Source organism: Polymorphobacter multimanifer (assembly GCF_014205635.1).
Classification (GTDB): domain Bacteria; phylum Pseudomonadota; class Alphaproteobacteria; order Sphingomonadales; family Sphingomonadaceae; genus Sandarakinorhabdus; species Sandarakinorhabdus multimanifer.
The window spans coordinates 56,288-80,868 of record NZ_JACIIV010000019.1 but is presented as its reverse complement, the minus strand read 5'-3'; the positions used below and the strand labels follow the sequence as shown (position 1 = coordinate 80,868).

Annotated in this window: 20 protein-coding genes, 1 tRNA gene and 1 pseudogene; 8 read left to right on the top strand and 14 right to left on the bottom strand. The window is 66.5% G+C overall.

Annotated features, from left to right (window positions below):
- Positions 1–422 (top strand): ATP-binding protein (locus FHS79_RS13220; RefSeq protein WP_184200873.1); only part of this gene is annotated, 422 nt, incomplete at its 5' end.
- Positions 423–556: 134 nt separating this feature from the next.
- Here FHS79_RS13220 and FHS79_RS13215 read toward each other — a convergent pair.
- Both FHS79_RS13215 and FHS79_RS13210 read right to left on the bottom strand, forming a co-directional pair.
- A pseudogene (locus FHS79_RS13215) lies at positions 557–1,324 on the bottom strand (aminotransferase class I/II-fold pyridoxal phosphate-dependent enzyme); the annotation flags it as partial.
- Between the two features lie 589 nt (positions 1,325–1,913).
- A tRNA-Val gene (locus tag FHS79_RS13210) sits at positions 1,914–1,988 on the bottom strand.
- A 130-nt stretch (positions 1,989–2,118) separates the two neighbouring features.
- Between FHS79_RS13210 and FHS79_RS13205 the strand changes: the two genes are divergently transcribed.
- A complete protein-coding gene (locus FHS79_RS13205; protein WP_184200870.1) occupies positions 2,119–2,559 on the top strand; it encodes a hypothetical protein in 441 nt (146 codons plus the stop codon).
- Between the two features lie 37 nt (positions 2,560–2,596).
- Here the strand turns inward: FHS79_RS13205 and FHS79_RS13200 are convergent, their stop codons facing one another.
- The 4 genes from FHS79_RS13200 to FHS79_RS13185 all read right to left on the bottom strand — a co-directional run bounded on the left by FHS79_RS13200 (position 2,597) and on the right by FHS79_RS13185 (position 8,205).
- The gene (locus FHS79_RS13200; RefSeq protein WP_184200868.1) at positions 2,597–2,878 is read right to left on the bottom strand and encodes an HU family DNA-binding protein; all 282 of its coding nucleotides are present in this window, start codon (positions 2,876–2,878) and stop codon (positions 2,597–2,599) included.
- Between the two features lie 90 nt (positions 2,879–2,968).
- On the bottom strand, positions 2,969–5,368 hold the full coding sequence (lon, locus tag FHS79_RS13195; RefSeq protein ID WP_184200905.1) for an endopeptidase La: 2,400 nt from the start codon (positions 5,366–5,368) through the stop codon (positions 2,969–2,971).
- A gap of 126 nt (positions 5,369–5,494) precedes the next feature.
- Entirely contained in the window at positions 5,495–6,631 is a 1,137-nt protein-coding gene (locus FHS79_RS13190; RefSeq protein ID WP_184200865.1) for a CaiB/BaiF CoA transferase family protein, read from the bottom strand.
- Positions 6,628–8,205: an MFS transporter gene (locus FHS79_RS13185; protein ID WP_184200862.1), complete on the bottom strand. Its 1,578-nt coding sequence runs from the start codon at positions 8,203–8,205 to the stop codon at positions 6,628–6,630. The genes FHS79_RS13190 and FHS79_RS13185 overlap by 4 nt, the downstream gene beginning before the upstream one ends.
- 107 nt (positions 8,206–8,312) lie before the next feature.
- Between FHS79_RS13185 and FHS79_RS13180 the strand changes: the two genes are divergently transcribed.
- Positions 8,313–9,785 carry a CehA/McbA family metallohydrolase gene (locus FHS79_RS13180; RefSeq protein WP_184200859.1) on the top strand — a complete coding sequence of 491 codons (1,473 nt, stop codon included), beginning with the start codon at positions 8,313–8,315 and terminating at the stop codon, positions 9,783–9,785.
- Here FHS79_RS13180 and FHS79_RS13175 read toward each other — a convergent pair.
- Positions 9,739–10,785 carry a DUF2855 family protein gene (locus FHS79_RS13175; RefSeq protein WP_184200856.1) on the bottom strand — a complete coding sequence of 349 codons (1,047 nt, stop codon included), beginning with the start codon at positions 10,783–10,785 and terminating at the stop codon, positions 9,739–9,741. The genes FHS79_RS13180 and FHS79_RS13175 overlap by 47 nt on opposite strands.
- A gap of 74 nt (positions 10,786–10,859) precedes the next feature.
- Between FHS79_RS13175 and FHS79_RS13170 the strand changes: the two genes are divergently transcribed.
- Genes FHS79_RS13170 through FHS79_RS13160 form a run of 3 tightly spaced genes read left to right on the top strand, consistent with a single transcriptional unit; the run spans position 10,860 to position 15,115 of the window.
- The gene (locus FHS79_RS13170) at positions 10,860–11,345 is read left to right on the top strand and encodes a biotin transporter BioY (protein WP_184200853.1); all 486 of its coding nucleotides are present in this window, start codon (positions 10,860–10,862) and stop codon (positions 11,343–11,345) included.
- Complete coding sequence (locus FHS79_RS13165; protein ID WP_184200850.1) at positions 11,342–13,564, top strand: S9 family peptidase; 2,223 nt, start codon at positions 11,342–11,344, stop codon at positions 13,562–13,564. The genes FHS79_RS13170 and FHS79_RS13165 overlap by 4 nt, the downstream gene beginning before the upstream one ends.
- 57 nt (positions 13,565–13,621) lie before the next feature.
- The gene (locus FHS79_RS13160; protein WP_184200848.1) at positions 13,622–15,115 is read left to right on the top strand and encodes an amidohydrolase family protein; all 1,494 of its coding nucleotides are present in this window, start codon (positions 13,622–13,624) and stop codon (positions 15,113–15,115) included.
- A 92-nt stretch (positions 15,116–15,207) separates the two neighbouring features.
- Here the strand turns inward: FHS79_RS13160 and FHS79_RS13155 are convergent, their stop codons facing one another.
- The 3 genes from FHS79_RS13155 to FHS79_RS13145 all read right to left on the bottom strand — a co-directional run bounded on the left by FHS79_RS13155 (position 15,208) and on the right by FHS79_RS13145 (position 20,527).
- A complete protein-coding gene (locus tag FHS79_RS13155; RefSeq protein WP_184200846.1) occupies positions 15,208–16,278 on the bottom strand; it encodes a tyrosine-protein phosphatase in 1,071 nt (356 codons plus the stop codon).
- 11 nt (positions 16,279–16,289) lie between these two features.
- Complete coding sequence (locus FHS79_RS13150) at positions 16,290–18,869, bottom strand: TonB-dependent receptor (RefSeq protein WP_184200843.1); 2,580 nt, start codon at positions 18,867–18,869, stop codon at positions 16,290–16,292.
- Between the two features lie 194 nt (positions 18,870–19,063).
- The gene (locus tag FHS79_RS13145) at positions 19,064–20,527 is read right to left on the bottom strand and encodes a S41 family peptidase (protein WP_184200841.1); all 1,464 of its coding nucleotides are present in this window, start codon (positions 20,525–20,527) and stop codon (positions 19,064–19,066) included.
- 37 nt (positions 20,528–20,564) lie between these two features.
- Between FHS79_RS13145 and FHS79_RS13140 the strand changes: the two genes are divergently transcribed.
- Positions 20,565–21,455 (top strand): formylglycine-generating enzyme family protein, encoded by an 891-nt coding sequence (locus tag FHS79_RS13140; RefSeq protein ID WP_243453432.1) that lies wholly within the window; start codon positions 20,565–20,567, stop codon positions 21,453–21,455.
- On the opposite strand, the gene FHS79_RS19335 is transcribed toward FHS79_RS13140, so the two are convergent.
- Positions 21,424–22,464 carry an OmpA family protein gene (locus tag FHS79_RS19335; protein WP_184200835.1) on the bottom strand — a complete coding sequence of 347 codons (1,041 nt, stop codon included), beginning with the start codon at positions 22,462–22,464 and terminating at the stop codon, positions 21,424–21,426. The genes FHS79_RS13140 and FHS79_RS19335 overlap by 32 nt on opposite strands.
- On the bottom strand, positions 22,461–23,039 hold the full coding sequence (locus FHS79_RS13130) for a hypothetical protein (protein WP_184200832.1): 579 nt from the start codon (positions 23,037–23,039) through the stop codon (positions 22,461–22,463). Before FHS79_RS13130 ends, FHS79_RS19335 begins: the two co-directional genes overlap by 4 nt.
- A gap of 178 nt (positions 23,040–23,217) precedes the next feature.
- On the opposite strand from FHS79_RS13130, the gene FHS79_RS13125 reads away from it, so the two are divergent.
- Entirely contained in the window at positions 23,218–23,511 is a 294-nt protein-coding gene (locus FHS79_RS13125; protein ID WP_184200829.1) for a hypothetical protein, read from the top strand.
- 3 nt (positions 23,512–23,514) lie between these two features.
- Here the strand turns inward: FHS79_RS13125 and FHS79_RS13120 are convergent, their stop codons facing one another.
- Complete coding sequence (locus FHS79_RS13120; RefSeq protein WP_184200826.1) at positions 23,515–24,165, bottom strand: 2-hydroxychromene-2-carboxylate isomerase; 651 nt, start codon at positions 24,163–24,165, stop codon at positions 23,515–23,517.
- Positions 24,162–24,581 (bottom strand): DUF1330 domain-containing protein, encoded by a 420-nt coding sequence (locus FHS79_RS13115; protein WP_184200823.1) that lies wholly within the window; start codon positions 24,579–24,581, stop codon positions 24,162–24,164. Before FHS79_RS13115 ends, FHS79_RS13120 begins: the two co-directional genes overlap by 4 nt.

Sequence of the window (24,581 nt, the reverse complement as noted above, 5' to 3'; positions counted from 1 at the left end):
TCACCACCGCCGCCGCGCTGGTCAGCCAGTTGCTCGAAGCCCGCGACGAACGCCGGCTGCTCAAGCTCCAGCGCGACCTGGCATCTGTCAAACTGCTGATCATCGACGAACTCGGTTACGTCCCGCTGTCACCGACCGGCGCCGAGCTGCTGTTCGAGACCTTCTCCCAGCGCTATGAACGCGGCTCGACGATCGTGACATCGAACCTGCCGTTCGAGGACTGGACACAGGTGTTAGGGTCCGAACGGCTGACCGGCGCGCTGCTGGACAGGCTCACCCACCACGTCAGCATCCTCACCATGAACGGCGACAGCTATCGCCTCAAAGAATCCGCCGGCCGCCGCCGCGCCGCCGCCAGCAAAGCCGGGGCGGAGCAAAACCAGGCCACCGCCGTCGACCCTGATACGGGCGAAATTACCTAAGCCTGCCCCCGTCGCCAAAGCCGATTTGCAAAAAGGCCCCCGATCGGGGGCCTTTTTGCAAACAACCGGGCCGCACCGAAAATGGCCTGCTTTTACACCGCCACACTGGCCTGGAATCCGACCGCCGTTGACACACCTGCCACCAGGTCCGAATGGCCGCCGACATATTTGGTCAGCGAATAGATCGTCACATCGGCACCCTGCGCAAGCGGCTGCGACCACAACGGCCCCAGAAAGGTATTGTCGATAACGATGGGTGGCAGCTCCTCGTCCCCCATCACGGCCTTTCGTGCCGCATGAACCGCTTCCACATCGACAAGCGCATTGGTCGGGTTCGCAGGGCTTTCGAGATAGATCGCCGCAATACGGCCCTTTTCCTTCGCCGCCGCGATCACCGCCTCGATCTCGGGTTGCGTCGCCCCGGCCGGAAAATCGAGCCACGTCACCCCCAGCTTGCCGAGGATGCGATTGATCAGCGTCTCGGTCGCGGCATAGAGCGGCGCCGAATGGACGATGACATCGCCCGGCCGCACCAGTGCGAGGAACGTCGTCGCGATCGCCGACATGCCGCTCGAAAAGGTCAGCGCTTCCTCGGCATCTTCCCACAAGGCAAGCCGGTCCTCCAGAATCTCCTGGTCGGGGCCATTGAAACGCCCGTAGACCAGCCCCTCGGCGCCGCCCGGCCGCACACCGGTCACCCCTTCGAAAAAGCGCTTCCCGTCGGCAGCACTCTCGAAAACAAAGGTCGAGGTGAGAAAGATCGGCGGCTTGAGCGAGCCCTCCGACAACCGCGGATCATAGCCATGGCCCATCATCATCGTTGCCGGCTTCAGCTTCCTGTTGCCGATGCTTCGCGCCTGATGATGCATCGTCCGGCGCGGGCGAAAATTGTCGTCGGTCATGGTGTCTGTCCTCACATGGCTGCCCTCTCTAACACGCCAGGGCCACATGAGGACTTCAAACCTGCCAAAAAAACGGGTCCCATCGGCAGGATCGTGGCGGTCTGCGGGCGTGGCAGGCAACCGAACCGACTATAGAGCTTGCTGCACCGGAGTTATGGAAATGGGCCTTGTCGAGCATACATTGGTGGCACTCGGGATACTGGCGCTAATAGGATGGCTGACCAGGAACTGGTGGGCGGCGGCCGCTTTACCGTCAGGATATTTTATCGGTCGAGAGGTGGCACAGGCCGAGTATCGTTGGATCGAGAATTTCGGCGATGGGCTTCGAGCGAACATGCCATGGCACGCTGTCTTCGACCCGCGTGTCTGGGAAACGATCGACCAGATCGCAGACTGGCTGGGCCCCGTTACAGCCTGCATTGCCATGGCACTTGTTGCCAGTCGCCATCGCAAGCGACCTTTTGCTGGCTCACCAGGAGGGGCCGAGGATGATCGTGGAGACCTCCCCCGTTAACGCAACGCGGGCGCGGCCTTGGGGGCCACGCTGTGCGAACTGCACCAGATGGCTCTGCCTGAGGCGTTGATCTTATGGTGGGCGCGACAGGGTTTGAACCTGTGACCCCTGCCGTGTGAAGGCAGTGCTCTACCGCTGAGCTACGCGCCCCCGAAGCTGTTGGCCGGGGCATTTGCCCGGGCCACCCGCTGCCGGGCAAGGCGCGCTGATTAGGCGAGCCGCGGGCCCAAGTAAAGCCCTCTTGCTCACCAGCCTCGCCCGGCTGCATCATGCCCCGGCCATGCACGCCCCACACGTCCTCGACGACCTGCAGATCGAGCGCATCGCCGCTGGCCTCGTTGATTGTTCGCTGCCCGCCACCGAATGGACGCATGCCGCGCATTTCGCCGCGGCCCTCTGGCTGCTCCGCCATCGCCCCGGCTTCAACGCCGCCGCCATGGCCCCTGTCATCCAGCGCTACAACCTCGCCTGCGGCAACCGGAACACCGATACCAGCGGCTATCACGAAACCATCACCCGGGCTTCGCTTGCCGCCGCGGCCGCCGCCCTGGCAGCACAGCCGCACGCGGCGCTGCCAATGGTCCTCGACCGGCTGCTCGCCGGCCCTTGTGGCCGGTCCGACTGGCTGCTCGCCCATTGGCGCCACGAAACGCTGTTCACCCCCGAGGCCCGCCGCCACTGGGTGCCTCCCGATCTCGACCGGATGCCCTTCCCGCTCTGACGCCAGATCCGGGGAACCCTGTGCCAACCAGCAATGCCTAATCGACGTTGTTGCAGGCGACCTTCAAATTCCGCCCGACCCGAAACTTCGGCGATCTGCACGCCGGCAGGTCCATCGGCTCGCCGGTGCGCGGGTTGCGCCCCGACGAGGCCTTGCGCGCCGCCACGACGAAATTCCCGAACCCCACCAGCCGCACATCCTCGCCCCGCGCCAGGGCGGCAGTCACTGTGTCCAGCATCGTGTCGATCACCGCGAGCGTTGCATCACGCGGCATTGCCAACTGCTCGGCAACCATGCCGGCCAATTCCTGCTTGTTCATCCCGTCCCCCCGGACCCCTGACCCCCCAGGCCATGCCCAAGAGGTCAGGATTGCACAGAGCGCCAGGCTTCTCCAGCCCTTTCGCCAGCCTCAGTGCCGGACGGCAACACCCGGCACCGCCGCGGGCGGTTGTGCCGCCAGTTCATCGGCCTCGGTCCATTCGATCGGGGCCAACGGCAGCGAAAGCGCCAGCGCCAGCACCTCGTCGACATGCGCTACAGGGATGATCGTCAGCCCCTCCTTCACATTGGCGGGGATCTCCGCCAGGTCCTTTTCGTTCTCGGCCGGGATCAGCACGGTGGTGATGCCACCACGCAGAGCCGCCAGCAGCTTCTCCTTCAGACCACCGATCGGCAGCACCCGCCCGCGCAGCGTCACTTCGCCAGTCATCGCCACATCACGCCGGATCGGCACGCCGGTCAGCGTCGAGACGATGGCGGTCACCATCGCGATGCCCGCCGAAGGCCCGTCCTTGGGCGTGGCGCCTTCGGGCACATGGACATGGATGTCCTTCTTCTCGAACACCGAAGGCTTGATACCGAAGTGCGTCGAGCGTGCCCGCACAAAGCTGAGTGCGGCCGAAATCGATTCGGTCATCACATCGCCGAGCTTGCCAGTGGTCTTCACCACCCCCTTGCCCGGCACCGTCACCGCCTCGATCGTCAGCAGCTCGCCACCCACCTCGGTCCAGGCGAGGCCCGTCACGGCACCGATCTGGTCCTCGGTTTCGCCCACACCGAAGCGGAACTTTCGAACGCCGGCAAATTCGCCCAGATTGTCGGCATCCACCACCACCGAAGTCGACTTGCCTTCGAGGATCCGCCGCAACGACTTGCGCGCCAGCTTGGCCAGCTCGCGCTCCAGCGTCCGCACCCCCGCCTCGCGGGTATAGTAGCGAATGAGGTCGCGCAGCGCCGCGTCGGTCACCGAAAACTCATGTGCCTTCAGCCCATGCGCCTCATACTGCTTCTCCAGCAGGTGCCGCTTGGCAATCTCCACCTTCTCGTCCTCGGTATAGCCCGAGAGCTGGATGATCTCCATGCGGTCGAGCAGCGGCTGCGGCATGTTGAGGCTGTTCGCCGTCGTCACGAACATCACGTCCGAAAGATCGTAATCGACCTCCAGATAATGGTCGTTGAACGCCTTGTTCTGCTCCGGATCGAGCACCTCCAGAAGTGCTGACGACGGATCGCCACGGAAATCCTGGCCCAGCTTGTCGATCTCGTCGAGCAGGAACAGCGGATTGCTCGTCCCGGCCTTCTTCAAATTCTGCACGATCTTGCCCGGCATCGAGCCGATGTACGTCCGCCGGTGCCCGCGAATCTCGGCCTCGTCGCGCACGCCACCCAAGGATTGCCGGATGAACGTCCGCCCCGTCGCCTTGGCGATCGAGCGCCCGAGCGAGGTCTTGCCCACACCCGGCGGGCCCACGAGGCACAGGATCGGCCCCTTGAGCTTCTGCGTGCGCGCCTGCACCGCCAGATACTCGATGATCCGGTCCTTCACCTTCTCCAGGCCATAATGATCGTCATCGAGCACCTTCTGCGCCGCCACGATGTCCTTCTTCACCTTGGTCTTCTTGCCCCAGGGCAGCCCGAGCATCACATCGAGATAGTTGCGGACCACCGTGGCTTCGGCCGATTGCGGTGCCATCGCCTTGAACTTCTTCAGCTCGGCCAGTGCCTTCTCGCGCGCTTCCTTCGAAAGCTTGGTCGCGGCGATCTTGTCCTCGAGCTCGGTCGCCTCGTCCTTGTCCTCCTCGCCCTCGCCAAGCTCGCGCTGGATCGCCTTCATCTGCTCGTTGAGATAATATTCGCGCTGGGTCTTCTCCATCTGGCGCTTCACGCGGCTGCGGATCTTCTTCTCCACCTGCAGCACGCCCATCTCGCCTTCCATATGCCCCAGCACGGCCTCCAGCCGCTTCGTGACCTCGGGCTCGGCAAGCAGCGCCTGCTTCTCGGCAATCTTCAGGCCAAGGTTCGCCGCCACAGTGTCCGAGAAGCGCGCCGCATCGTCGATCTGCCCGATCTGCGAGGCAATCTCGGGGGCAGTCTTGCGGTTGAGCTTCACATAGCTCTCGAACTGCTTGGCGGCCGAGCGCAGCAGCGCCTCCACCTCGTTGGGCGCACCCGGCGCATCGAGCCGCGACGAGACCTCGGCCTCCAGATAGCCACCGGCCTCCGACAGCCGGTCGAGCGTCGCTCGCGCCTGGCCCTCGACCAGCACCTTCACCGTGCCGTCGGGCAACTTCAGCAGCTGCAGCACCGTCGCCACCGTGCCGACGTCGAACAGCTCTTCGGCACCCGGATCTTCGTCCGCCGGGTTCTTCTGGCTCAGCAGGAACACCGTCTTGTCGGCGTCCATCGCCGCTTCCAGCGCCGCCACCGATTTCTCGCGCCCCACGAACAGCGGCACGATCATCTGCGGAAACACCACGATATCGCGCAGCGGCAGCACCGGCAGCGTCTGGCGTTCGGTATCGGGGGTCATCTTCGGATCAGTCATCACAAACTCCTCCGGGCCATCAAGCCCGCTCGACCTGCAATATGGGAAGGTTCCTCATCCGCATCAACGGCACGATTGCCGAAAGGTCAAAACTGTCGCAGCCCAAATGGTTCAAAGTCCCACCATCGCCCGCACCTCGGCATCATGCTCCCCGAGCGACGGCGCCGCCCGCGGCCCCGGCCCGCTGCCGCCGGCAAAGCGCGCCGCACCCAGCGCACCCCGCACCCGCCCCGCGGCCCCCTGGGCAAAGTCGGTCAGCGCCCCGTTGTGGCGCACCTGGGGGTCATCGAGCACCGCCTCCAGCCCATTCACCCGGCCGCCCACCGCCCCCTCGCGCACGAACCCCTCCATCAGCGTCTCCAGCTTGCGCGCCGCCAGCGCCTCGCCCACCGCCCCCGTCCAGTCCTTCGCATGCCGAATCCGGCCACCCGCCGTCAGGAAGCGCGCATCCTCCGCCAGCGCATCCAGCCCCAGCGATCGCACCAGCGCCACAAACTCCACCGTCTGCATCGCGCCGATCGCCACCTGGCCATCCGCCGCCTGCCACAGCCGCGTCATCGCACCATAGGCGGGCATTTCGGGCGGCGCATCGTCCAGAAAGCTCAAGTTCCACATCGCTTCCGGCCAATTGAACGCAAGTGCCGCATCGAGCATCGAAATCTGCACATGCTCGCCCACGCCTGTCCGTTCACGCCTGAACAGCGCCGCCGTGATCGCCTGCGCCGCCGTCAGCGCCGTCACCTTGTCGGCAATCAGCGTCTTCACCAGCGAAGGCCGGCCATCCTTGTCGGTCTGCGCCGCCGCAATCCCGCTCACCGCCTGCACCACCGGATCATAGACCCTGATGTTGGCATAAGGCCCATCGGGCCCGAACCCGGTGATCGAGGCCATCACCAGCCTCGGGTTGATGGCGCTGCACCGCGCCCAGCCAAACCCCAGCCGCGCCATTGTGCCCGGCCGGAAATTCTCCACCAGCACATCTGCCCAGCCGATCAGCGCTTCCAGCAGCGCTGCCCCTTCCGCCGTCTTCACATCGGCCACCACCCCGCGCTTGCCGCGGTTGACCGCGATGAACATCGCCGACACATCGCCCTTGCGCGGCCCCATCCCCCGCACCGGGTCGCCGTTCGGGCTCTCCAGCTTCACCACATCCGCCCCCTGGTCGGCGAGCATCGCCGCCGCCATCGGCCCCGACACGATCTGCGAAAGATCGAGCACCTTCACGCCATCGAGTGGTCCCCTGGTCATCCGCTTATGTCCCGCCCGCGCGTCTCTGGCAGCCAGATCGCACTCACGATGAGCGCCATCAGCACCACTCCAAAGGTATACCAGAGCCCCGCATAGGCATCGCCGGTGCGCACCACGATATATTGCGAGATCACCGGCAGGAAGCCGCCGAAATAGCCCGTACCGATATGATAGGGGATGCTCATCGACGTGTAGCGGACCTTTGCGGGAAACAGCTCGACGAGGATCGCCGCCACCTGCCCATAGGTCATCGCCGAAAGCCCCACCATCAGCGCCACCGCCAGCACCACAACCACGCCATTGACCCGCGCCGGATCGGCCTTGTCCGGGTATCCCGCCGCCACCAGCGCCGCCGTCCAGCGGTTCGCATCGAAGCCCTCGACCCGCACCGATCCCACCCGCAGCGCCACGCCATCGGCCGGTTCCTTTTCATGGTCGATCCCGCCCTTGGAGAGGAACGCCAGCCCTTGCGCGCACTCGGTCCCGGGCTTGCCGAACACGCTGTAATCGCACGCCGGCAGCTCGATCGTCACCGGATTCGCCGCCACCGCCTCGCCCAGTGCCGGGTTCGCCGCATCGCCCATCATCCGGAACAGCGGGAAGATCAGCACAAGCGTCAGCGCATAGCCGAGCAGCAGCAGTTTCTTGCGCCCGATCCGGTCGGACACCCAGCCGAACACCACATAAAGCGGCGCCGCCAATGTCGCCCCGATCGCCATGAACACCAGCGCCTGTGTCTCGGGAATCCGCGCCGTCCCTTGCAGAAAATACAGCGTGCCGAACTGCGAGGTGTAATAAATCACCGTCAGCCCCGCCGCCACGCCGAACAACGCCACAAAGATATTGCCGATGTTGGCGCGATCCGAAAAACTCTCGACGATCGGGTTCTTCGACGTCGTCCCCGCCTCCTTCATCGCCTTGAACACCGGGCTTTCCGAAAGCTTCAGCCGGATCCACAACGAAATCCCCAGCAGCAGCAACGACAGCAGGAACGGCACCCGCCACCCCCAGGCCACGAACTCATCCTCGGGGATGATCGACCGCGCCCCCAGCACCACGCCGATCGCCAGCAGGAAGCCGCCGGCCACCGACGCCTGGATCCAGCTCGTATACTGGCCGCGCTTGTCCACCGGCGCATGCTCGGCAACGTAAATCGCCGCCCCGCCATACTCGCCGCCCAGTGCCAGCCCCTGCAGCGTCCGCAGCAGCAACAGCAGCAAAGGTGCCGCAATCCCCGCCTGCGCCTGGGTCGGCAGCACGCCGATCGCCGCGGTTGCCAGCCCCATCAGCGAGATCGTCACCAGAAACGTGTATTTCCGCCCGATCCGATCCCCGAAATAGCCGAACAGCACCGCCCCCAGCGGCCGGAAGAAAAACCCGATGGCAAAGGCACCGAGCGAAAACAGCAGCTCGGTGGTGGGGTTGCCGGTGGTGAAGAACAGCTTGCCGAGGAGCGACGCCAAAATGCCGTAGATGAAGAAATCATACCATTCGAACACCGTCCCCAACGCCGAAGCGACGATCACCAGCCGGTCCCGCTTCGGATCGAGCGCCACTCCCCCCAACTCAGCCAATCACCGTCTCCCCACCATCGACCCTCTCCCCGATGGTCCGGACAAAGGTCTAGCGGCCTGCGCAATTCCCGCAAGCCATCGCGCATGGCCAGTGCTAGCTTTCACCGATGCGCGCTCTCCTCCTCGCCATGCTGCTCGGCACAGCCGCCGCAGCACAAAACATCCAGCTCACCGGCACCATCACCGCCGCCGACCACCAAAGCTACCAGACCCACGCCTTCGACGTGCCCCCCGGCGTCACCCGCGTCGATGTCACCTTCACCCGCACCCCCGAGGCCGGCATCACCATCGACCTGGGCATGCTCGAAGACGGCCGCCCGCGCGGCTGGTCGGGGAGCAACAAGCAGCGCTTCAGCATCGGCCTCGCCGAGGCCACCCCCTCCTACACCCCCGGCCCCGTCGCCGGCCGCCGCATGGCGCTGGCACTCGGCATCCCCAACGCGCGGAGCGGCAGCACCGCAAGCTGGACCGCCACCATCGGCTTTTCACGCGACCCCGCCACGCCACCACCGCCACCACCAGTCGTCAACCCGGCTCCGTCAGCCCCCGGCTGGCTGCGCGGCGAGCTCCACGCCCACAGCACCCATTCCGATGGCGCTCGCCCCATCGAAGCCAGCCTGCAAGCCGCCCGCGCCGCCGGGCTCGATTTCATCAGCCTCACCGAGCACAACACCGTCTCGCAGCTCCAGGCTCTCGCCCACCTCCAGCCCGAATACCCAAGCCTCATCCTGCTGCCGGGCCAGGAGATCACCACCTTCAACGGCCACGCCAACCTCTTCGGCAGCACCACCCCCGCCCCCTTCATGGCCCGCGACTGGCCACAAACGCTCCCCCCCGGCCTGCTGAGCATCAACCACCCCGCCCTCCCCTCGGGCGAAATCTGCATGGGCTGCGGCTGGACCCAGCCCATCCCCGAACGTGCCACCCTTGTCGAAGCCGTCAACGGCAGCGCCATCGCTGCCGCCGGCGGGCTGGTCGAAACCCCCATCTCCGCCCTGCCCTGGTGGGATGCCCAGCTCGCGACGGGCAAACGCCTTATCGCCATCGGCGGATCGGACAATCACGACGCCAGCCTGGCCCCGCCCGATCCCCGCGCCATCGGCCATGTCACCACCATCGTCTGGGCCGAAGCCCGCACCCCCGCCGCCCTTCTGAAAGGCCTCGAAGCCGGCCACGCCTTCATCCAGATCGGCGGCCCAGCCCGAATGCTCGACATGACCGCAGGTGCCGCCCCCATGGGCAGCACCGCCAGCCCCGGCACGCCGCTCCGCATCACCGTCACCGACTGCAACGGCTGCAACGCCGAGCTCATCCATCAAGCCAAGGTCATCGCCACCCTGCCCATCACCGATGGCCCGCTGAACTTCACCCCGCCGGAAAACCTCACCGGCCCCATCCGCGCACACATCCGCGACAGCCGCGGTCAGCTCACGCTGATCGGCAACCCCATCTGGTATCACCCTCCCTCCCGCTTGCGGGGAGGGACCGGCGCGAAGCGCCAGGGTGGGGGTCCCGCCCCCGCAAGAAAGGGCCCTACAGCCTCGCGACCAGCCCCTGCCGCGGATCAATCTCACCCCTGACAAGTGCCCCCCACGCCGGCAGCACCGCCTCGGCCCCTGCAATCTCGCGCACCGCCAGCCAGCCCAGCGACCCGGCAAACAGCGCCCAGGCCGCCGCCAGCCGCGCCTCGAACCCTGCCGGCCCCCATTCCTGCACCCGCTCGGCAATCACCGTCGGCGCAAAAAAGAATTGCGGCTGCGGCCCCGGCAGCAAATCGGCCGCCAGCACATCCCAGTGCGTATCCCCCACCACATGGCTCGCCTCCAGCCGGACCCCCAGCGCCCGGTGCACGGCAGCGCGCACCACGCCATTGCCCGCCATGTCGACCAGCGCCACCGGCCCCGCCTCGCCGTCCAGCGTCCCGCTCTGCTCATAAGGCAGCACGAGGTCGAAATAGCCCGTCGCCTCGCAGAAGCCGGCATTCGCCGCCGAAGTCAGCCCGATCACCCGCGCGCCGCGCGCCTTCGCCAGCGCGGCCAACCCCAGCGCCGTCTTGCTCGAAGCGGACGCCAGCACCAGCGTCCCCGGCCCATCCGCCAGCATCGCCTCCAGCGCGAACGCGGTGGTGAACAACGGCCGGAACAGCGCCTGCACCGCCTCGCTCCCCATCGCATCGTCCGCGGTCACATAGCGGTTATAGACCGCCGCCAGCTTCGCCCGGTGCTCGCTCACATCATCGAACCCGCGCGCCGACACTTTGCCCAATAGCGTTCGGGGCCGCACCACCGCATGGCTCGCCATCGGCCAATAGCCATAAAATCGCTGCCCCACCTCCACGCCGTCGGCGCGGCTCTCCACCACCCGCGCAAACCCCCACACGGGCACCACCCCCCTGCCCTCGGGCGCCGGCCAGAAGTTCCAATACTGGAAATCCACCCCATGCACCGCATAGGTCACATTGTTCGCCGTCATCGAAAACAGCTCGATCGCCAGCAGCGTCTCACCCTCGGCCAACACCACCTCGCGCTCCACCGCCACGCCGTCGCCGATCGCATCGCGCCGCACCTGAATCTCGATCATCACCCATCTCCCCAATCTTTCCTCCATCCTCGCACGCCCTTGCCGCCCCCGCCAACCCCTGCCACTCGGCGCAGATGCGTATCATTGCCTGCCTCCTCGCTGCTGTTGCCTTGCTTGCCCTCGCCAGCCAGGTCAGCTTCCCCCTCGGCCCTGTCCCGCTCAGCCTGCAGTCGCTCGCCGTGCTCGTCATCGGCGTCTGGCTCGGCCCCCGGCTCGGCGCCGCCGTCGTCGTCGGCTGGCTGGCACTCGCCGCCGCCGGCCTTCCCGTCCTCGCCGAAGGCAAGTCCGGCCTCGGCGGCCCCACGCTCGGCTTCCTCGTCGCCATGCCCTTCGCCGCCGCCCTGGCCGGCCGCTGGCCACGCTTCCCCACCATGCTCGCCGCCCATGCCCTCATCCTCGTCGCCGGCTGGTGCTGGCTCGCCACCATCATAGGCCCCCTGAAAGCCCTGTCCGCCGGCGTCCTCCCCTTCCTCCCCGGCGCGCTCATCAAGTCGCTGCTTGCCGCAGCCTTCGCCGCCCGCTTGCGCAAAGCCCCGCAATCCGCCAACCAAAGCCGATGATCCGCAGCGCCGCCCTCGCCCTCCTCCTGAGCACCCCGACCATGGCCGCCGAAGCCCCACCGCTCACCCTCGAACGCGTCTTCGCCAACCCCGCACTCGCCGGCAGCACCCCGCGCGCCCTCACCATCGCCCCCGATGGCAAGCACATCGCCTGGCTCAAGCCCCGCGCCTCCGACGCGCTCCGCTATGATCTCTGGCTGCGCGACACCGCCACCGGCACCGAGCGCCTCCTCGCCGATTCCGAGGCGCTCTCCCCCGCCCCGGCAAAACTCTCCGAAGCCGAGCTGATGCGCCGCGAGCGCCTGCGCATCGGCGGCCAGCGCGGCATCGTCGGCTATCAGTGGAACAGCGACGGCCAGTCGATCCTGGTCCCCCTCGATGGCGATATCTGGCTGGTGCCCCTTTCAGGCACCCCCCCCCTGAATCAGCCAAGGCGACTCACCAACACCCCCGCCACCGAGCTCGATCCCAAGCTCAGCCCCAGGGGCCGCTATCTCAGCTTCATCCTCGACCAGAACCTCCACGTCCTCGATCTCGGCACCAACACCACCCGCCAGGTCACACAGGACGGCGGCGGCACCGTCAGCCACGGCACCCCCGAGTTCGTCGCCGACGAGGAGATGGGCCGCCGTACCGGCAACTGGTGGTCCCCCGACGACAGCCGCATCGCGATCACCCGCATCGAGGAAAAGGATGTGCGCGTCGCCGTTCGCGCCGCCATCGGCGCCGACAGCACCCGCGTCTCCGAACAGCGCTACCCCTTCGCCGGCACCCCCAACGTCCGCATCACCCTCGCCGTCCACGACGCCACCGGCGCAAAGCCCCCCGTCAACGTTGATCTCGGCCCCGATGCCGACATCTACCTCGCCCGCGTCAAATGGCTGGCGCCCGATCGCCTCGTCATCATCCGCCAGCCCCGCGACCAGTCGCGCCTCGAACTCCTCGACGTGAACCTCACGACCGGCGCCACCACCCCCATCCTCACCAGCACATCAAAAACCTGGATCGACCTCCACGATACCCTCCACGCCATTCCTGGCAGCCGCGACATCCTCTGGGCCTCTGAGCACACCGGCCACCGCCACCTCTACCGCGCGTCCGGAAGCACCCTCACCCCGATCACCAGCGGCGACTGGTCGGTCGACGAACTGCTCGGCGTCGATGCCGCCGCCGGCCGCATCATCTTCACCGGCTTCATGGAAAGCCCGCTCGAAAAGTCGCTCTATGCCGCCCCGCTCGATGGCAGCGCCGCTCCGCGCCGCCTCTCCCCCGCCGGCCACTGGACCGAGGCCGTCGCCGACAAGGCCGGCCGCATGGCGCTGCTCAACTCGTCGTCCCCCATCCAGCCCCCGCGCCTCGATCTGGTCGATACCGCCACCGGCACCACGACCGCCATTGCCGCCAATCCGCTCGCCGAAACGCCTTATGCCCCCTACGCCGCCGATCATGTCGTCCCCGAATTCGGCACCCTCACCGGCGCCGACGGCAGCACCCAGCTCAACTATAGCATCATGGAGCCCAAGGGCCTCAAGCGCGGGCAGAAGGCCCCCGTGTTCTTCGAAGTCTATGCCGGCCCCGGCAGCCAGCGCGTCACCCGCCGCTGGGGCTCGATGCTCCACCAATATCTCGTCCGCCAAGGCTGGATCGTGTTCAGCGTCGATGGTCGCGGCACGCCCCACCGCGGCACGGCCTTTCGCGATCCGCTGTTCAAGGCCATCGGCAAGGTCGAGGTCGATGATCAGATCGCCGGGCTCGACTGGCTCAAGAAACAGTCCTTCGTCGATCCCGCCCGCGTCGCCGTCTATGGCTGGTCCTACGGCGGGTTCATGACGCTGCGGCTGATGACGAAGCACCCCCAGGCCTTCGCCCGCGGCATCGCCGGCGCCCCGGTCACCGACTGGACGCTTTACGACACCCACTACACCGAGCGCTATCTCGGCAACCCGAGCATCGACAAGGCCCCTTACACCGCCACCGACGTCACCCTCGATGCGGACAAGCTCGAACGCCCGCTGCTCATCATCCACGGCCTCGCCGACGACAATGTGGTCTTCGACAACAGCGCCCGCATGATCGCCGCCCTCCAGAAAGCCGGCAAACCCTTCCAGGTCATGCCCTACCCCGGCCAGACCCACGGCATCCCCGACCCGGCGCTCAAGACCCACCAATGGCGCACCATCCTCGATTTCCTGGCCCCGATCGCGCCGAAGGCCAAGTGATCCGCGATTGACACCGTCCCCCCGCGCGCCATCATCGCCGCGCAGGGGGATAATGCCATGAAGACCAGCGACCACACCGGCCTCAGCCGCCGCACGCTCCTCGCCGCCGCCGCCCTCGCGCCACTCGCCAGCGCCCGCGCGCAAGCCACCCCCACCACCCTCTTCACCAACATCGGCATCCTCCTCGGCGACCGCATCCGCGAAAACGCCGCCCTCGCCGTCATCGGCGGCCGCATCGCCGCCATCGGAGACACCGAGGCCCTGCTCGCCGCCTACCCCCAGGCCGAGCGCTACGATGGTCGCGGCAAGCTGCTTATGCCCGGCCTCGTCAACTGCCACGCCCATCTCTCCGCCACACTCGCCCGCGGCTTCAACGAGGATTTCGGCTTTCCCAATTCCGCCAAACTCGCCCTCAACCCGAACAGCCTGCTTTCCCCCGAAGAGCGCACGCTGATGGTCAGCATCGGCGCGCTCGAAGCCATCCGCACCGGCACCACCACCTTGGTCGAAAACGTCACCGGCATCGCCCCCGCCGCGTCCGCCCTCGCGGCATCCGGCCTGCGCATGGTCTTCGCCGAAGCGGTGCGGGACAGTGAGAATGTCGCCGGCCCCATGGCCCCCGAAGGCCTCGCCGCAAGTGTGCAGCCCATCTTCTCGCAAGCGCGCCGCGAGGAAGGGCTGGCGCGCATCATGGCGCTCCACAGCCGCTGGCACGGCCATGATGGCGGCCGCGTCAGCGTGCTCCCGGCCGCCAACCTCGCCGAAACCTCATCGCCCGAACTCCTCCAGGCGCTGCGCAGCTTCGCCGACAAGCACGGCCTCAGCTACACCATCCATCTTTCGCAGAGCATCGCCGAAGTCGAGTTCATGAAGCGCTGGCACGGCCTCACCCCACCGGCCTTCCTCGCCGCGCACGGCTTCCTCGGCCCCCGGCTGTTCGCCGCCCATTGCCGCTATGTCGATGCCGCCGATATCGCCCTCATCGGCAACAGCGGCATGACCGTCTCGCACCAGGCCGGCATGGCCGCCAACCGCGGCGTCATCCCGCCCATCCACAAGCTCCGCGCAGCCGGCGCCCGCATCGCCTATGGCACCGACAACAACACCAACGACCTGTTCTCGGTCATCCGCACCGCCCTCCTCACCGAGCGCATCGACCGCGCCAACAGCTTTCCGGAAGAATTCCCCGGCGTGCGCCCGCAACCCGAAGACATGTGGGAGGATGCCACGCTCGGCGGTGCCAACGCGCTGGGCATGGCCGACCAGACCGGCAGCATCGCGGTGGGCAAAAAGGCCGATCTCATCGTCGTCGACACCCAGGCCGCCCACCTCGTGCCCAGCGGCCGCTTCCTCTCCGCCCTCGTCCACAACGGCCAACCGTCGGACATCGTCTCGTCGATGGTCGATGGTCGCTTCCTGATGCGCGATCACAAGGTGCTGACGATGGACGAACCCGCCCTCATCGCCGAGGCGAACAAGGTCGGGTCCCGCATCTGGAACCAGATCCGCGCCGCCGGCCCGGTCACCATCCCGGGCCGCCCCGCCGCCTAGAGTGTGTTTCGCAAGAATGGACACCGGTTTCGCAAACAAACGCACGATAACAGGACGCCAGACCGGCATTCCGATCCCACCAGAAGGCGCGCCTAGCGCGCCAGATAGAGTTGCCGCAGCCGCGCCAGCTCCGCCGGTCCAAGCCCCATGTCTTCGCGCAGATAGCGGTCCAGGCCACCGCGCGCATCGATTGCGGCCAGGCTCGCTTCGATATAGCGACGCTCCACGCCGATCAGCGCTTGTGAAACATCGGTCGGCAGCCGCGCAAACATTGCCATCATTGGGTCAGGCTTCCCCCCCGGCGCGGGCGGCTTGGGGCGGTAATGCTGGTTGGACAGCAGATAATCTTCGATCGCCGTCTCGCGCGGCACACCCAGCGAGAGGAGCACGAGCACCGCCGCCAGCCCGGTCCGGTCCTTGCCCGCCGAGCAGTTGAACGCCAGCGGGGCACGGCCTTCAACCAGTTCGGCAAACATCTCCTTGAACTGACCGCCAAACTGCACCGGCATTTCGGTGTAGAAGCTCGCCATCGCAGCGCGCGTATTTTCAGCCGAGATATCACCACCACCGAACATCGCCATCAGCGGCGCCATCTCCAGCTTGTACTCGCGCGTCAGCACTTTCATGTTCATGCTGGCCGGCCAGTTGACAGGCTCGCGCATCCGCTCTTCGTTGGCGCGAAAGTCACAGACAGCGCCAATGCCGAGCCCGGAAAGATAGCGGTAGTCGCCAGCTGTCAGTCCGCTCATCACTGCCGAACGGTAGATCTTGCCCCATTTCACCGGCCGCCCATCGATGGTCACATAGCCTCCGAGATCCCGGAAGTTCATGCCGCCCTCAAGCGGCAGCACCCGCTCGGCCAGCCGCAATTCGCGGCCATCGGCGCCGCGCAGCAGAAAATAGGGTCGCGGGTTTGCCGGCGCATCCACAAGAGCATCGCTCCCCACCGCAGCGGCAACGACGGTTCCGCGCCGTGCATCGGCTGTCGTCAGGCGGCTGATCTGCACCGGCGCCCGCAATCCGCTCCAGCGCAGGCGAACCTTGTCCCCCTCACGCACCGCCTCTCCCAACACCGCCAGAGGCGTCACGGCCTCGCGCGCCACCGCCGCCACCGGCTGCACCAGCGGCATCGATACCAGCAGAAGCAAAAGCAGGTTCCGCATCGTCATTCTCCTCAGAAATTGAAGCGCACGCCGGCCAGAAAGCGTCGGCCGATCTGCTCCACCTCGGTCGGCCGATCGCGGGCGCCCTGATACGCCACATAGATCTCATCGGTGAGGTTGGTCGCATCGACGAAAACGCCAATGTTGGGTGTCACCTGATACCGCAAGGCCACATCGAGGTTTGCATAGCCGGCGCGCCGCTCGTCGCCGCCCACGCCCACGCCGAAGCCGCCGAGCGTATCGACCCAATCGGAGCGCCACTGGTAGGAAACACGGCCGGAAAAACCGTATTTCTCATAGAAAAGCGACGCGTTGACGATCCGGTCGGACGTGCCGGGAAATCCGGCTCCGGTACGATCGAACGTATCGAAATCGCCGCCGATGAACGAAACATTCCCCTGGAAGCCAAAGCCCGAAAGCGCCCCGGGCAAGAATTCGAACTGCTGGAGATAGGAAAGCTCGAGGCCGTACAGCTTGCCGTTGTTGCCGTTGAGCGTCGAAATCAGATCATAGTTCGATCGGTCGATGCCGCCTGAATCGTAAATGTCCGAGTTCACGCGTGTACGACTGTCGAACAGCACATTGTCCACCCAGCGATAGTAGAAGCTTGCCGAAAGCAGTCCATCGCCCGGAATATAATATTCGAGCGCCGTATCGAGCCCCCAGGTATATTCAGGCCGCAGATTGGGATTGCCGCCAGCAACCGTGCCGGGTGTCGATGTGTCCGAAATCGCGGCGCCCGGCCGGACCTGGCCGAAGCCCGGGCGTGAAACGCTGCGTTGCCCCGCCAGTCGCAACACAAGGTCATCGGTCAGATCGATCTTGGCGTTGATGCTGGGAAAAAAGTCCCAATAGCTGTTGCGCACCGTCAGCGGCGTGAAAGTCGTCCCGATGCGGAGGAAGCCGCTGCTCTCCTGCACGAAATTCTCGATACGCCCGCCAGCCACAACCTTGGCGCGCCCGAATTCGAACGCTGCGCTGCCATAAGCCGCAAACAGCTGCTCGCCGATCTCGTAGCGCTCGGTAGGGCTTATGAAGCCTTCACGATCGAACCCGCCAGGGATCGCGGCATCAAGTGCAGCTTCCAGATCGCGCCGCAGCCGCTTGTTGTCGACATAGCGGAAGCTGGTGCCGCTGGGAAAGCCCGTCTCCCATGGCCGGTCCGTCAGATAATCCGCAGCGGGGAGCCCCGCCACGTTGCGGGTAATCTGGCTGAAGACGTTACCGTCGATATCCCGGTCATCATATTGCGCACCGAATTTCAGGACCGCGTCGCCCAGCGTTCCGGTCACATCAGCCTTGGCAGTGTAGCTTTCGGAGCGGATGCTGGAGAACAGCGGCAGCGCCACATTGAAATCGAAACCCGCCTGGTTGAATGCCTGCAAAGGGGTTCCCCGCACCCGCGCCGGCGTCGGCGGCGTGCCAGGCCCCGGCACCGTGGTGAACAGCGACAGCGTCGGCAGATCGGGGTTGCTGCGATCATAGGTCAGGCTGGGACGAAGGAAGGGATTGAGCGCCTGGTTCTGCAGCAGAAGCGGGATGTAGCTGGTGTTGATCACCTTGGTATAGTTGCCGCGCCACGTCGCCGACCAGTCGCTTCCCAGCTCATGGTCGCCGCCCAGGGTCAGCAGATAATTGCGGTTGCGATAATCCGAATCCGAAAGCGTACCGCGCACCGAGACGCCCACCAGATCGCCGCTGGATGCTGTTCGCGTGCCCGAAAAGGCTCCCGAATTCTGGAACACATACTGGTTGCGCTCTTCGTCATCGTTGAACTCGGTGAAGATGCCTTTCACGAACAGCCGATGGCCCTCCGCGGGGCGAAATTCCAGCCCGGCCGAAAGCCCGTTGTTCTCGCGCGTGAGGATGTAACTGCGAAAATCGAACGTCGTCGGCAAATTGTCGGGCCCATAGGCAAATTCCCGATTGTCGGTAATCTGGTCGCGCAGATAATGCGATCCCGCCAGCAGGACCCCGAATTTGTCGTTGGACCAGGAAACGCGCAAGCTCGCCTGGCGCTGCTGGCCGCCACCAAGCTCCATCCAGCCATAGCCGAGGTCGCCCGCAACATCGAAGCCCTTGCGGTCCATCGGCGAGAAGGTCTTGAGGTCGATCAGCGCCACCACGGCCTCGGCCGGAATATCTGCTGTCAAAGACTTGTTGACCGTCACGCTCGAAAGAATGACGCTCGGAATGGCGTCGAAACGGAACGCGCGGCTGGCACCACCTTCGTCCACGCCGATGATCGGCACGCCATCGACGAGCACGCTCGTCCAGCGATTCGGGGCGCCACGCACCTGAATGTAGCGCTCCTGCCCCTGGTCGCGCTGCACGGCAATCGCCGGCAGCCGGCTGAGCGCCGCCGCCGCATTCTGGTCGGGAAACCGCCCGATGGAATCGGCAGCGAGCACCGAAACCAGATTGTCCGCCCGGCGCTGCTCCTGGATAGCCAGTGCCTGCGCTTCCTTGATCGGCGACAACACCAGAATTTCGTCGTCAGACAGCGCATCGCCTTCCTCGGGGACTGCCTGCGCCAGCACCGGCGCTGCAATGCCGAAAGCGGCGGCGCCCACCAGCAAACGCCAGAACATCCTGTCGCCCAACCACATCGCCCCTGCCCCTCTTCAGTTCAGAAGCTGCGCTAGGCTGGCTCGATGACACGCGGTTTACACAATTTGTCGATTTTGATGATTTATGAATGACGGAACCATGACACCATGGCCCCGCCATGGTGTCGGGCTCACCCGCTCATCTCGCTTCGTCCCGACGCCGCAAGGCAGCCCGTTCAGAACGTCCCCGGCACCTCGCGGGAAACCACTGTCGGCTCGGCCGGCACCAGCATCTCCAGCGCCGGCGCAGCCGCCGCCGATCGGGACGCCGTCGCCGGTCCAAGGGTGATCGGCGCGCAAATCCGCCCCGCCAGAAAATCGAGCGCCCGCGCCGTCGAGGCCTCGCGCGGGTCTCCCATCTGCAGCGAAAGGCCATCGGTCGCACTGCAGCTCGCCGCCACCTCGCTCACCAGGCCATTGAAATAGTCGCCGCGTCCGGCGGCGTTGCGGTTGGCAAACGCCGTGATCCGCAGCCGGTCATCGCACTCCGCCCGGTCGCGCGCGATCTGCCCCACCGGCTTGCCGAAGGTGTTGGTTCCAACGAGCGCGCTATTGGCGGCCAGATAGGGCGTGAAGGCGTTGATCACCAGTTCGCTCGCCGATGCCGTCGCCCCGGTGCCGATGAAGGCGATCTTCAGCGGCGCCACCGATTGCAACTGGCGGCGGAACAGCCGCGTCTCGTTGAGCGACGATTTGGATGGCCGGAACGTCTCGACATTGAACACGTCCGACGGCAGCCGGTTCTCCCCCAGCAAGTCCCCCATCAGCTCGGCAATCCGCAGCAGCCCGCCGCCATTGTAGCGCAGATCGATGATGAACTGCCGCACCCCCTGCGCCCTCATCGTCGCAAAGGCGCTGCGAAGCGCCGGATCGGACGGATCGATGAAGGTCCGCATGTTGATATAGCCGGTCCGCTGCCCGTCCGCCTCGATGATCCGCGTCCCGAACCGCGGCGAGATCGGCGCGATATTGAATTCGGCCTTGGTGATCGTCACCACCCGCTCGGCCCCCGCCACATCGCGCACCCGCAGCGCCCGGCTCAGCCCCACCGTTGCCGGCCCGAAGGCCGCACTCACCCCCGCCGCACCCTCGGCGGCAATGATGTCGGCCACCGGCCGCAGCGTCGCATCATTGGTGCCGATTGCCAGGATGGCCGTCCCCCGGTCGATCCCCGCCGCAAGTGCGGGCGCCCCCTCGAAGGCATCCGCCACCATCACAGTCCGTCCCGGCGCATCGGTCATCACGCGAATCCCAAAAGCCGCCGTCGAGCCTGTCGCAAAGAACGCATTCTCCTCGGCAATCGAGGTCACGAAAGTGAAGAACCGGTCCTTCCCTTCCGCCCGCGCCGTCGCCGTCAGCGCATCCACATACGCCCCGACCGACCCGAACGCCGAGGCATCGACACTCGCCGGCAGCAGCTCGGGAAACAGGTAGAACTCCCTGATCTCCGCATTCGCCCAGGCCTGGCGGGACGCAAGGCTGCACGTCCCCGAAGGGGGCGGAGTCGGTGTCGGTGTCGGTGCCGGGGTCGGAGTTGGCGTCCCGCCGCCCGTTCCCCCCCCGCCATCACCGCCGCCACAGCCAGCCAGCGCCATCGCCAGACTTGCCACACCGACGAGGGGCCACCGAAACACGCTCATGGGCGCATCCTTGCCAGAAAAGTGCCAAAGTCAAACCGTGAAGATTCGCACCTCATTGCTGGCATCGCTGCTGCTGCTCGCCGCCTGCGGCTCGGCTCCTGAAGTCCCCACACCCCGCTGCCCCGCCATCACCCCCCGCAGCATCGCCATCCCCGGCGGCACCGTCACCATGGGCTCCGAAAACTTCCACGCCGAGGAAGCGCCCATCCGCACCGCGCAAGTCGCCGCCTTCGGCATCGACGCCACCGAAGTCACCAACGCCCAGTTCGCCGCCTTCGTCGCCGCGACCGGCCATGTCACCACGGCCGAGCGCCTCGGCGGCGGCGCCGTCTTCAGCCACCCGGCGCGCGTCGTGAACCTCGATGATCTCACCCAGTGGTGGCAGCTCGACCCCCAGGCCCAATGGCGCCACCCGCACGGCGCCGGCAGCACTGCCGACCCGGCCAGACCCGTCGTCCAGGTCACCCTCGAAGATGCCCGCGCCTATGCCCGCTGGGCGGGCCGCGCGCTCCCCACCGAAGCCGAATGGGAACACGCCGCCCGCGGTGGCCTGGCAAATGCCGACTACAGCTGGGGCAACGACCGCAAGGCCGCCGCCACCCACGCCAACCACTGGCAAGGCATCTTCCCGATCAAGGACACCGGCGACGACGGCTTCAAGAGCATCGCCCCCGCCGGCTGCTTCAAGCCCAATGGCTATGGCCTCCACGACATGGCCGGCAACGTCTGGGAGCTCACCGAAACCGCCTGGGACCGGCCCGATGCGCCCGGCGGCAGCAGCGTCATCAAGGGCGGCAGCTGGCTCTGCGCCAACAATTTCTGCCTCCGCTACCGCCCCGCCGCCCGCCAGCCCGGCGATCCCGAAATGCCCACCGACCATATCGGCTTCCGCACCATCACGCGCCTGCCGGCCGCTGCCCCGGGCTGACGCCGTCCTTGGGCAGGATCACCTCCACCCGCCGGTTGCGCTGCCGCCCCGCCTCGTCATCGCCGCCATCGGCGCCGGCATTGGGCGCCACCGGCCGTGCTTCACCCAGCCCGATCGTCTCCAGCCGCGCCGCGTCGATGCCCTTGCCCACCAAAAAGCTCTTCACGGCACCCGCCCGCGCTTCGGACAATCGCTTGTTGTAATCATCGTCCCCGCGCGAGTCGGTATGCCCCTCGATCCGGATCGTCCCGCTCCCCCCGGCCTGGATGAGCTCGGCAAGCTGCTCCAGCGTCGCCTGCGCCGCCGGCCGGATCGTCGCCTTGTCGAAGTCGAACGTCACATCGCCCGAAAGCGAAATCACCGTGCCGCGCTCGGTCTCCACCGCCCCCAGCTCGCTGCGCAGCGCCTCCACCGTGCGAAGCGTGCTGCCGCCCTGGCGCCCCGCCGCCATCGTCGATCCACCCCCGCTCGCCGGAGCCATCCGCGATGTCGGATTGGCGCGCATCCCCGAAAGCGCCGAAGCTTCCGGAACAGCGCCCCCACCGCGAACGCCATCGGTCGGCAGCGGCACATCGAAGCGCGGGCTCGATGCATTCACATTCCCCACGTCGGACTGGCCGTTGAGCACCATCATTGCATTGCCCGAGCCCGGCAGTCCGCCCTCAAACACCAGCTGCCCCTGCATCGTCTGACCGGGTGCCACCGTCAGCGTCGGATTGGTCGAGGATTTCACCAGCAGCAGTTTCTCGCCGGCATCATTCAAGATGTAGGCCGTGTCGCGCCCCGAAGCGAGCTGCACATCGCGCTCGCGCCCGTTCATCACCAGCACATCGACGAGCGTCCGCTCGCCCGAAGACCGCACCGTCAGCACCTGCAGCACCACACCGCCCGGATGCGCCAGCTGCACATCGACCCTGGCACCCTCACCACCGCCGATCCCGCCATCGCAGCCGGCAACCGCCACCCCGCCCAGCAGCGCGAGCGCCAGCCACCGCCATCGACCGGTCACTGCGCCGCCCCCGCCGCCAGCGGCAAGTCGATCCTGAATCCCGGAGTCGTCGTATGCTCGTTCGACATCGACTGGTTCTCGTTCAACACCAGCGTGGCATTCCCCACTGGGGACAGCCGCCCCAGAAACACCAGCTCGCCCTCCATCGTCTGCCCGGGCTCGATCACCAGCCGTGCATTGTTGACCGGCGGGGACAGATACAGCCGCTCGCCACCATCGAGCACCAGATAGCCGTTGCGATTGGTGTTGAAGCGGTTGAGCTGCACGTCCCGCTCGCGGCCGTTGATCACCCGCATGCCGATCGCCGTCTCGGTGGCACGCGACTGGATCGACGTCAGCTGCAGCACCACACCCGAGGGATGCGCCACCTGCACATCGAGCGGCCCAACCGCGCCGCCATTCCACAGACTGGCCGATCCGCCTGCCGCCGGCTCGGGAGCGCCATCGGCTGCCGGCGCCGCTACCGGCGTTGCCACATCGGCAGTGCCGGTCTTCTCATCACCGCCGCCGCAGGCCGATACGCCTGCCAGCAACAGCACCACCACCATGGCACGAAGCCCGCTTTGCTCGATCACGCAACATACTCCACTCGCACAACACGCCGGTTCTGCCGACGCAACGGCACCATAGTCGCAAGCCGCGCCCGGACAACCGCTGAACCACGGTCAAGGATCCTGCCGCGCGATGCAAAGCCGGATCGTTGCTTTTTCCCGGCCAACGCTGCTTCATGCGCGCCTTGACCAGGAGTGCGTGGTGCTGAGCCTGTTTCTCATCCTCGCCCAGCAGCCAGGCGCCCTGCCCGATATCGACTTCGACCTCGGCGCCACCAGGCCTCTCTCCGGGGCCAGGGCCGACGCCGGCGACGAGATCATCGTCACCGGCACCCGCGACCCCGATCGCCGCCGCGTCCAGCCTTTGCCCGATCTGATGCCCCAGCCGCCGCGCCTCAAGCTCGATCTCGGCGACGGCGCCAGTGCCGACATCGACACCCAGCGCGGCCGGCTCGGCGACGGCCAGGTCAAGGCGACGCTGAAGATCCCCTTCTGAGGGTCAGCGCCGCACCATCCCCTTCTTCTCCAGCCGCCACACCAGCTGGTCGAACCGGTCCTGCCCGAAGAAGGGCTCACCCTCCACCACCATCAACGGCACCCCATAGTGGCCGCCCTTGCGCTGGTCGATCTGGTTCGCCTCCACCGCTGCCACAAACTGTGCGGTATCCGCCGCCACCGCCGCATCCATCTCGGCCAGGTCGAGCCCGGCGCGCGCCGCGGCCTCCGCCAGATGGCTGCCCTCATGCCAATTGTCGGTCGCCCCGTTCCAGATCAGCGCGCTCACCGCCTCAATGAACGCCAGCCCCCTGCCCCGCTCCGCCGCCGCCACGCCGAGGTGGCTCAACCGGTGGATATGCGGCTGCTCGGCCGGATAGGTCCCCGTTGCCGGGTCACGATACACCGGATCGGGGTTGGGCCAGCGATACGGCAGCCCCAGAAATTCCGCGGTCCGATAGGTGTCGCGCATCAGGTAGAACACCCACAGCGGATCGGCATTGGCGAAGAAGTCCGCCTGCCGCACCGCGATCGGATAGACGATCCGCACATTGCACGTCACGTCGAAGTCACGCACCAGCTCGGCAATCCGCGGCGTCACCAGATAGGAATAGGGCGAACGAAACGACCAGAACAGGTCGAACGACAGGCTCACAGCGCCATCCGCCCCGGTGCCGTGCGAATGTTGAGCTGCCCCTCGAGCCCGGCAAGCCGGTGCACCTCGATCCCGCGATATTCGGGCAGCCCCACCATTTCCAGCATCGCCTTCGGGCTCGGATACCAGACCAGCGCCACCATGTCCCAGGGCGCCTCGACCTCGCCGAGCAGCATCCCCGTCACCGGCCCCGAGAACAGCGCCCGGCCCCCCACCAGCCCGATGCACGCTTCCACCGCCGCCCCGTAGCGCAAATAGGCGTCGCGCCCCGAAAGCTCAGGCTCGCTGCCATCGGGATAAGCGGCATGCTCGCGAAAGCGCAGCAGATTGACCATCACCAGCGGCCCCTGGTCCTCGGCCCCGAAAAACGCCGCTGCCTGCTCGGGCGTCGGCATCACCGCATTGTCCACGCGCAT

What these genes read in the sequence shown, in the direction of transcription:
- FHS79_RS13205 (WP_184200870.1), top strand. Translation starts at nt 2,119, where the DNA reads ATGCACGCCCCACACGTCCTCGACGACCTGCAGATCGAGCGCATCGCC.
- FHS79_RS13200 (WP_184200868.1), bottom strand. Translation starts at nt 2,878, where the DNA reads ATGAACAAGCAGGAATTGGCCGGCATGGTTGCCGAGCAGTTGGCAATG.
- lon (WP_184200905.1), bottom strand. Translation starts at nt 5,368, where the DNA reads ATGACCCCCGATACCGAACGCCAGACGCTGCCGGTGCTGCCGCTGCGC.
- FHS79_RS13190 (WP_184200865.1), bottom strand. Translation starts at nt 6,631, where the DNA reads ATGACCAGGGGACCACTCGATGGCGTGAAGGTGCTCGATCTTTCGCAG.
- FHS79_RS13180 (WP_184200859.1), top strand. Translation starts at nt 8,313, where the DNA reads ATGCGCGCTCTCCTCCTCGCCATGCTGCTCGGCACAGCCGCCGCAGCA.
- FHS79_RS13175 (WP_184200856.1), bottom strand. Translation starts at nt 10,785, where the DNA reads ATGATCGAGATTCAGGTGCGGCGCGATGCGATCGGCGACGGCGTGGCG.
- FHS79_RS13170 (WP_184200853.1), top strand. Translation starts at nt 10,860, where the DNA reads ATGCGTATCATTGCCTGCCTCCTCGCTGCTGTTGCCTTGCTTGCCCTC.
- FHS79_RS13165 (WP_184200850.1), top strand. Translation starts at nt 11,342, where the DNA reads ATGATCCGCAGCGCCGCCCTCGCCCTCCTCCTGAGCACCCCGACCATG.
- FHS79_RS13160 (WP_184200848.1), top strand. Translation starts at nt 13,622, where the DNA reads ATGAAGACCAGCGACCACACCGGCCTCAGCCGCCGCACGCTCCTCGCC.
- FHS79_RS13155 (WP_184200846.1), bottom strand. Translation starts at nt 16,278, where the DNA reads ATGCGGAACCTGCTTTTGCTTCTGCTGGTATCGATGCCGCTGGTGCAG.
- FHS79_RS13150 (WP_184200843.1), bottom strand. Translation starts at nt 18,869, where the DNA reads ATGTTCTGGCGTTTGCTGGTGGGCGCCGCCGCTTTCGGCATTGCAGCG.
- FHS79_RS13145 (WP_184200841.1), bottom strand. Translation starts at nt 20,527, where the DNA reads ATGAGCGTGTTTCGGTGGCCCCTCGTCGGTGTGGCAAGTCTGGCGATG.
- FHS79_RS13115 (WP_184200823.1), bottom strand. Translation starts at nt 24,581, where the DNA reads ATGCGCGTGGACAATGCGGTGATGCCGACGCCCGAGCAGGCAGCGGCG.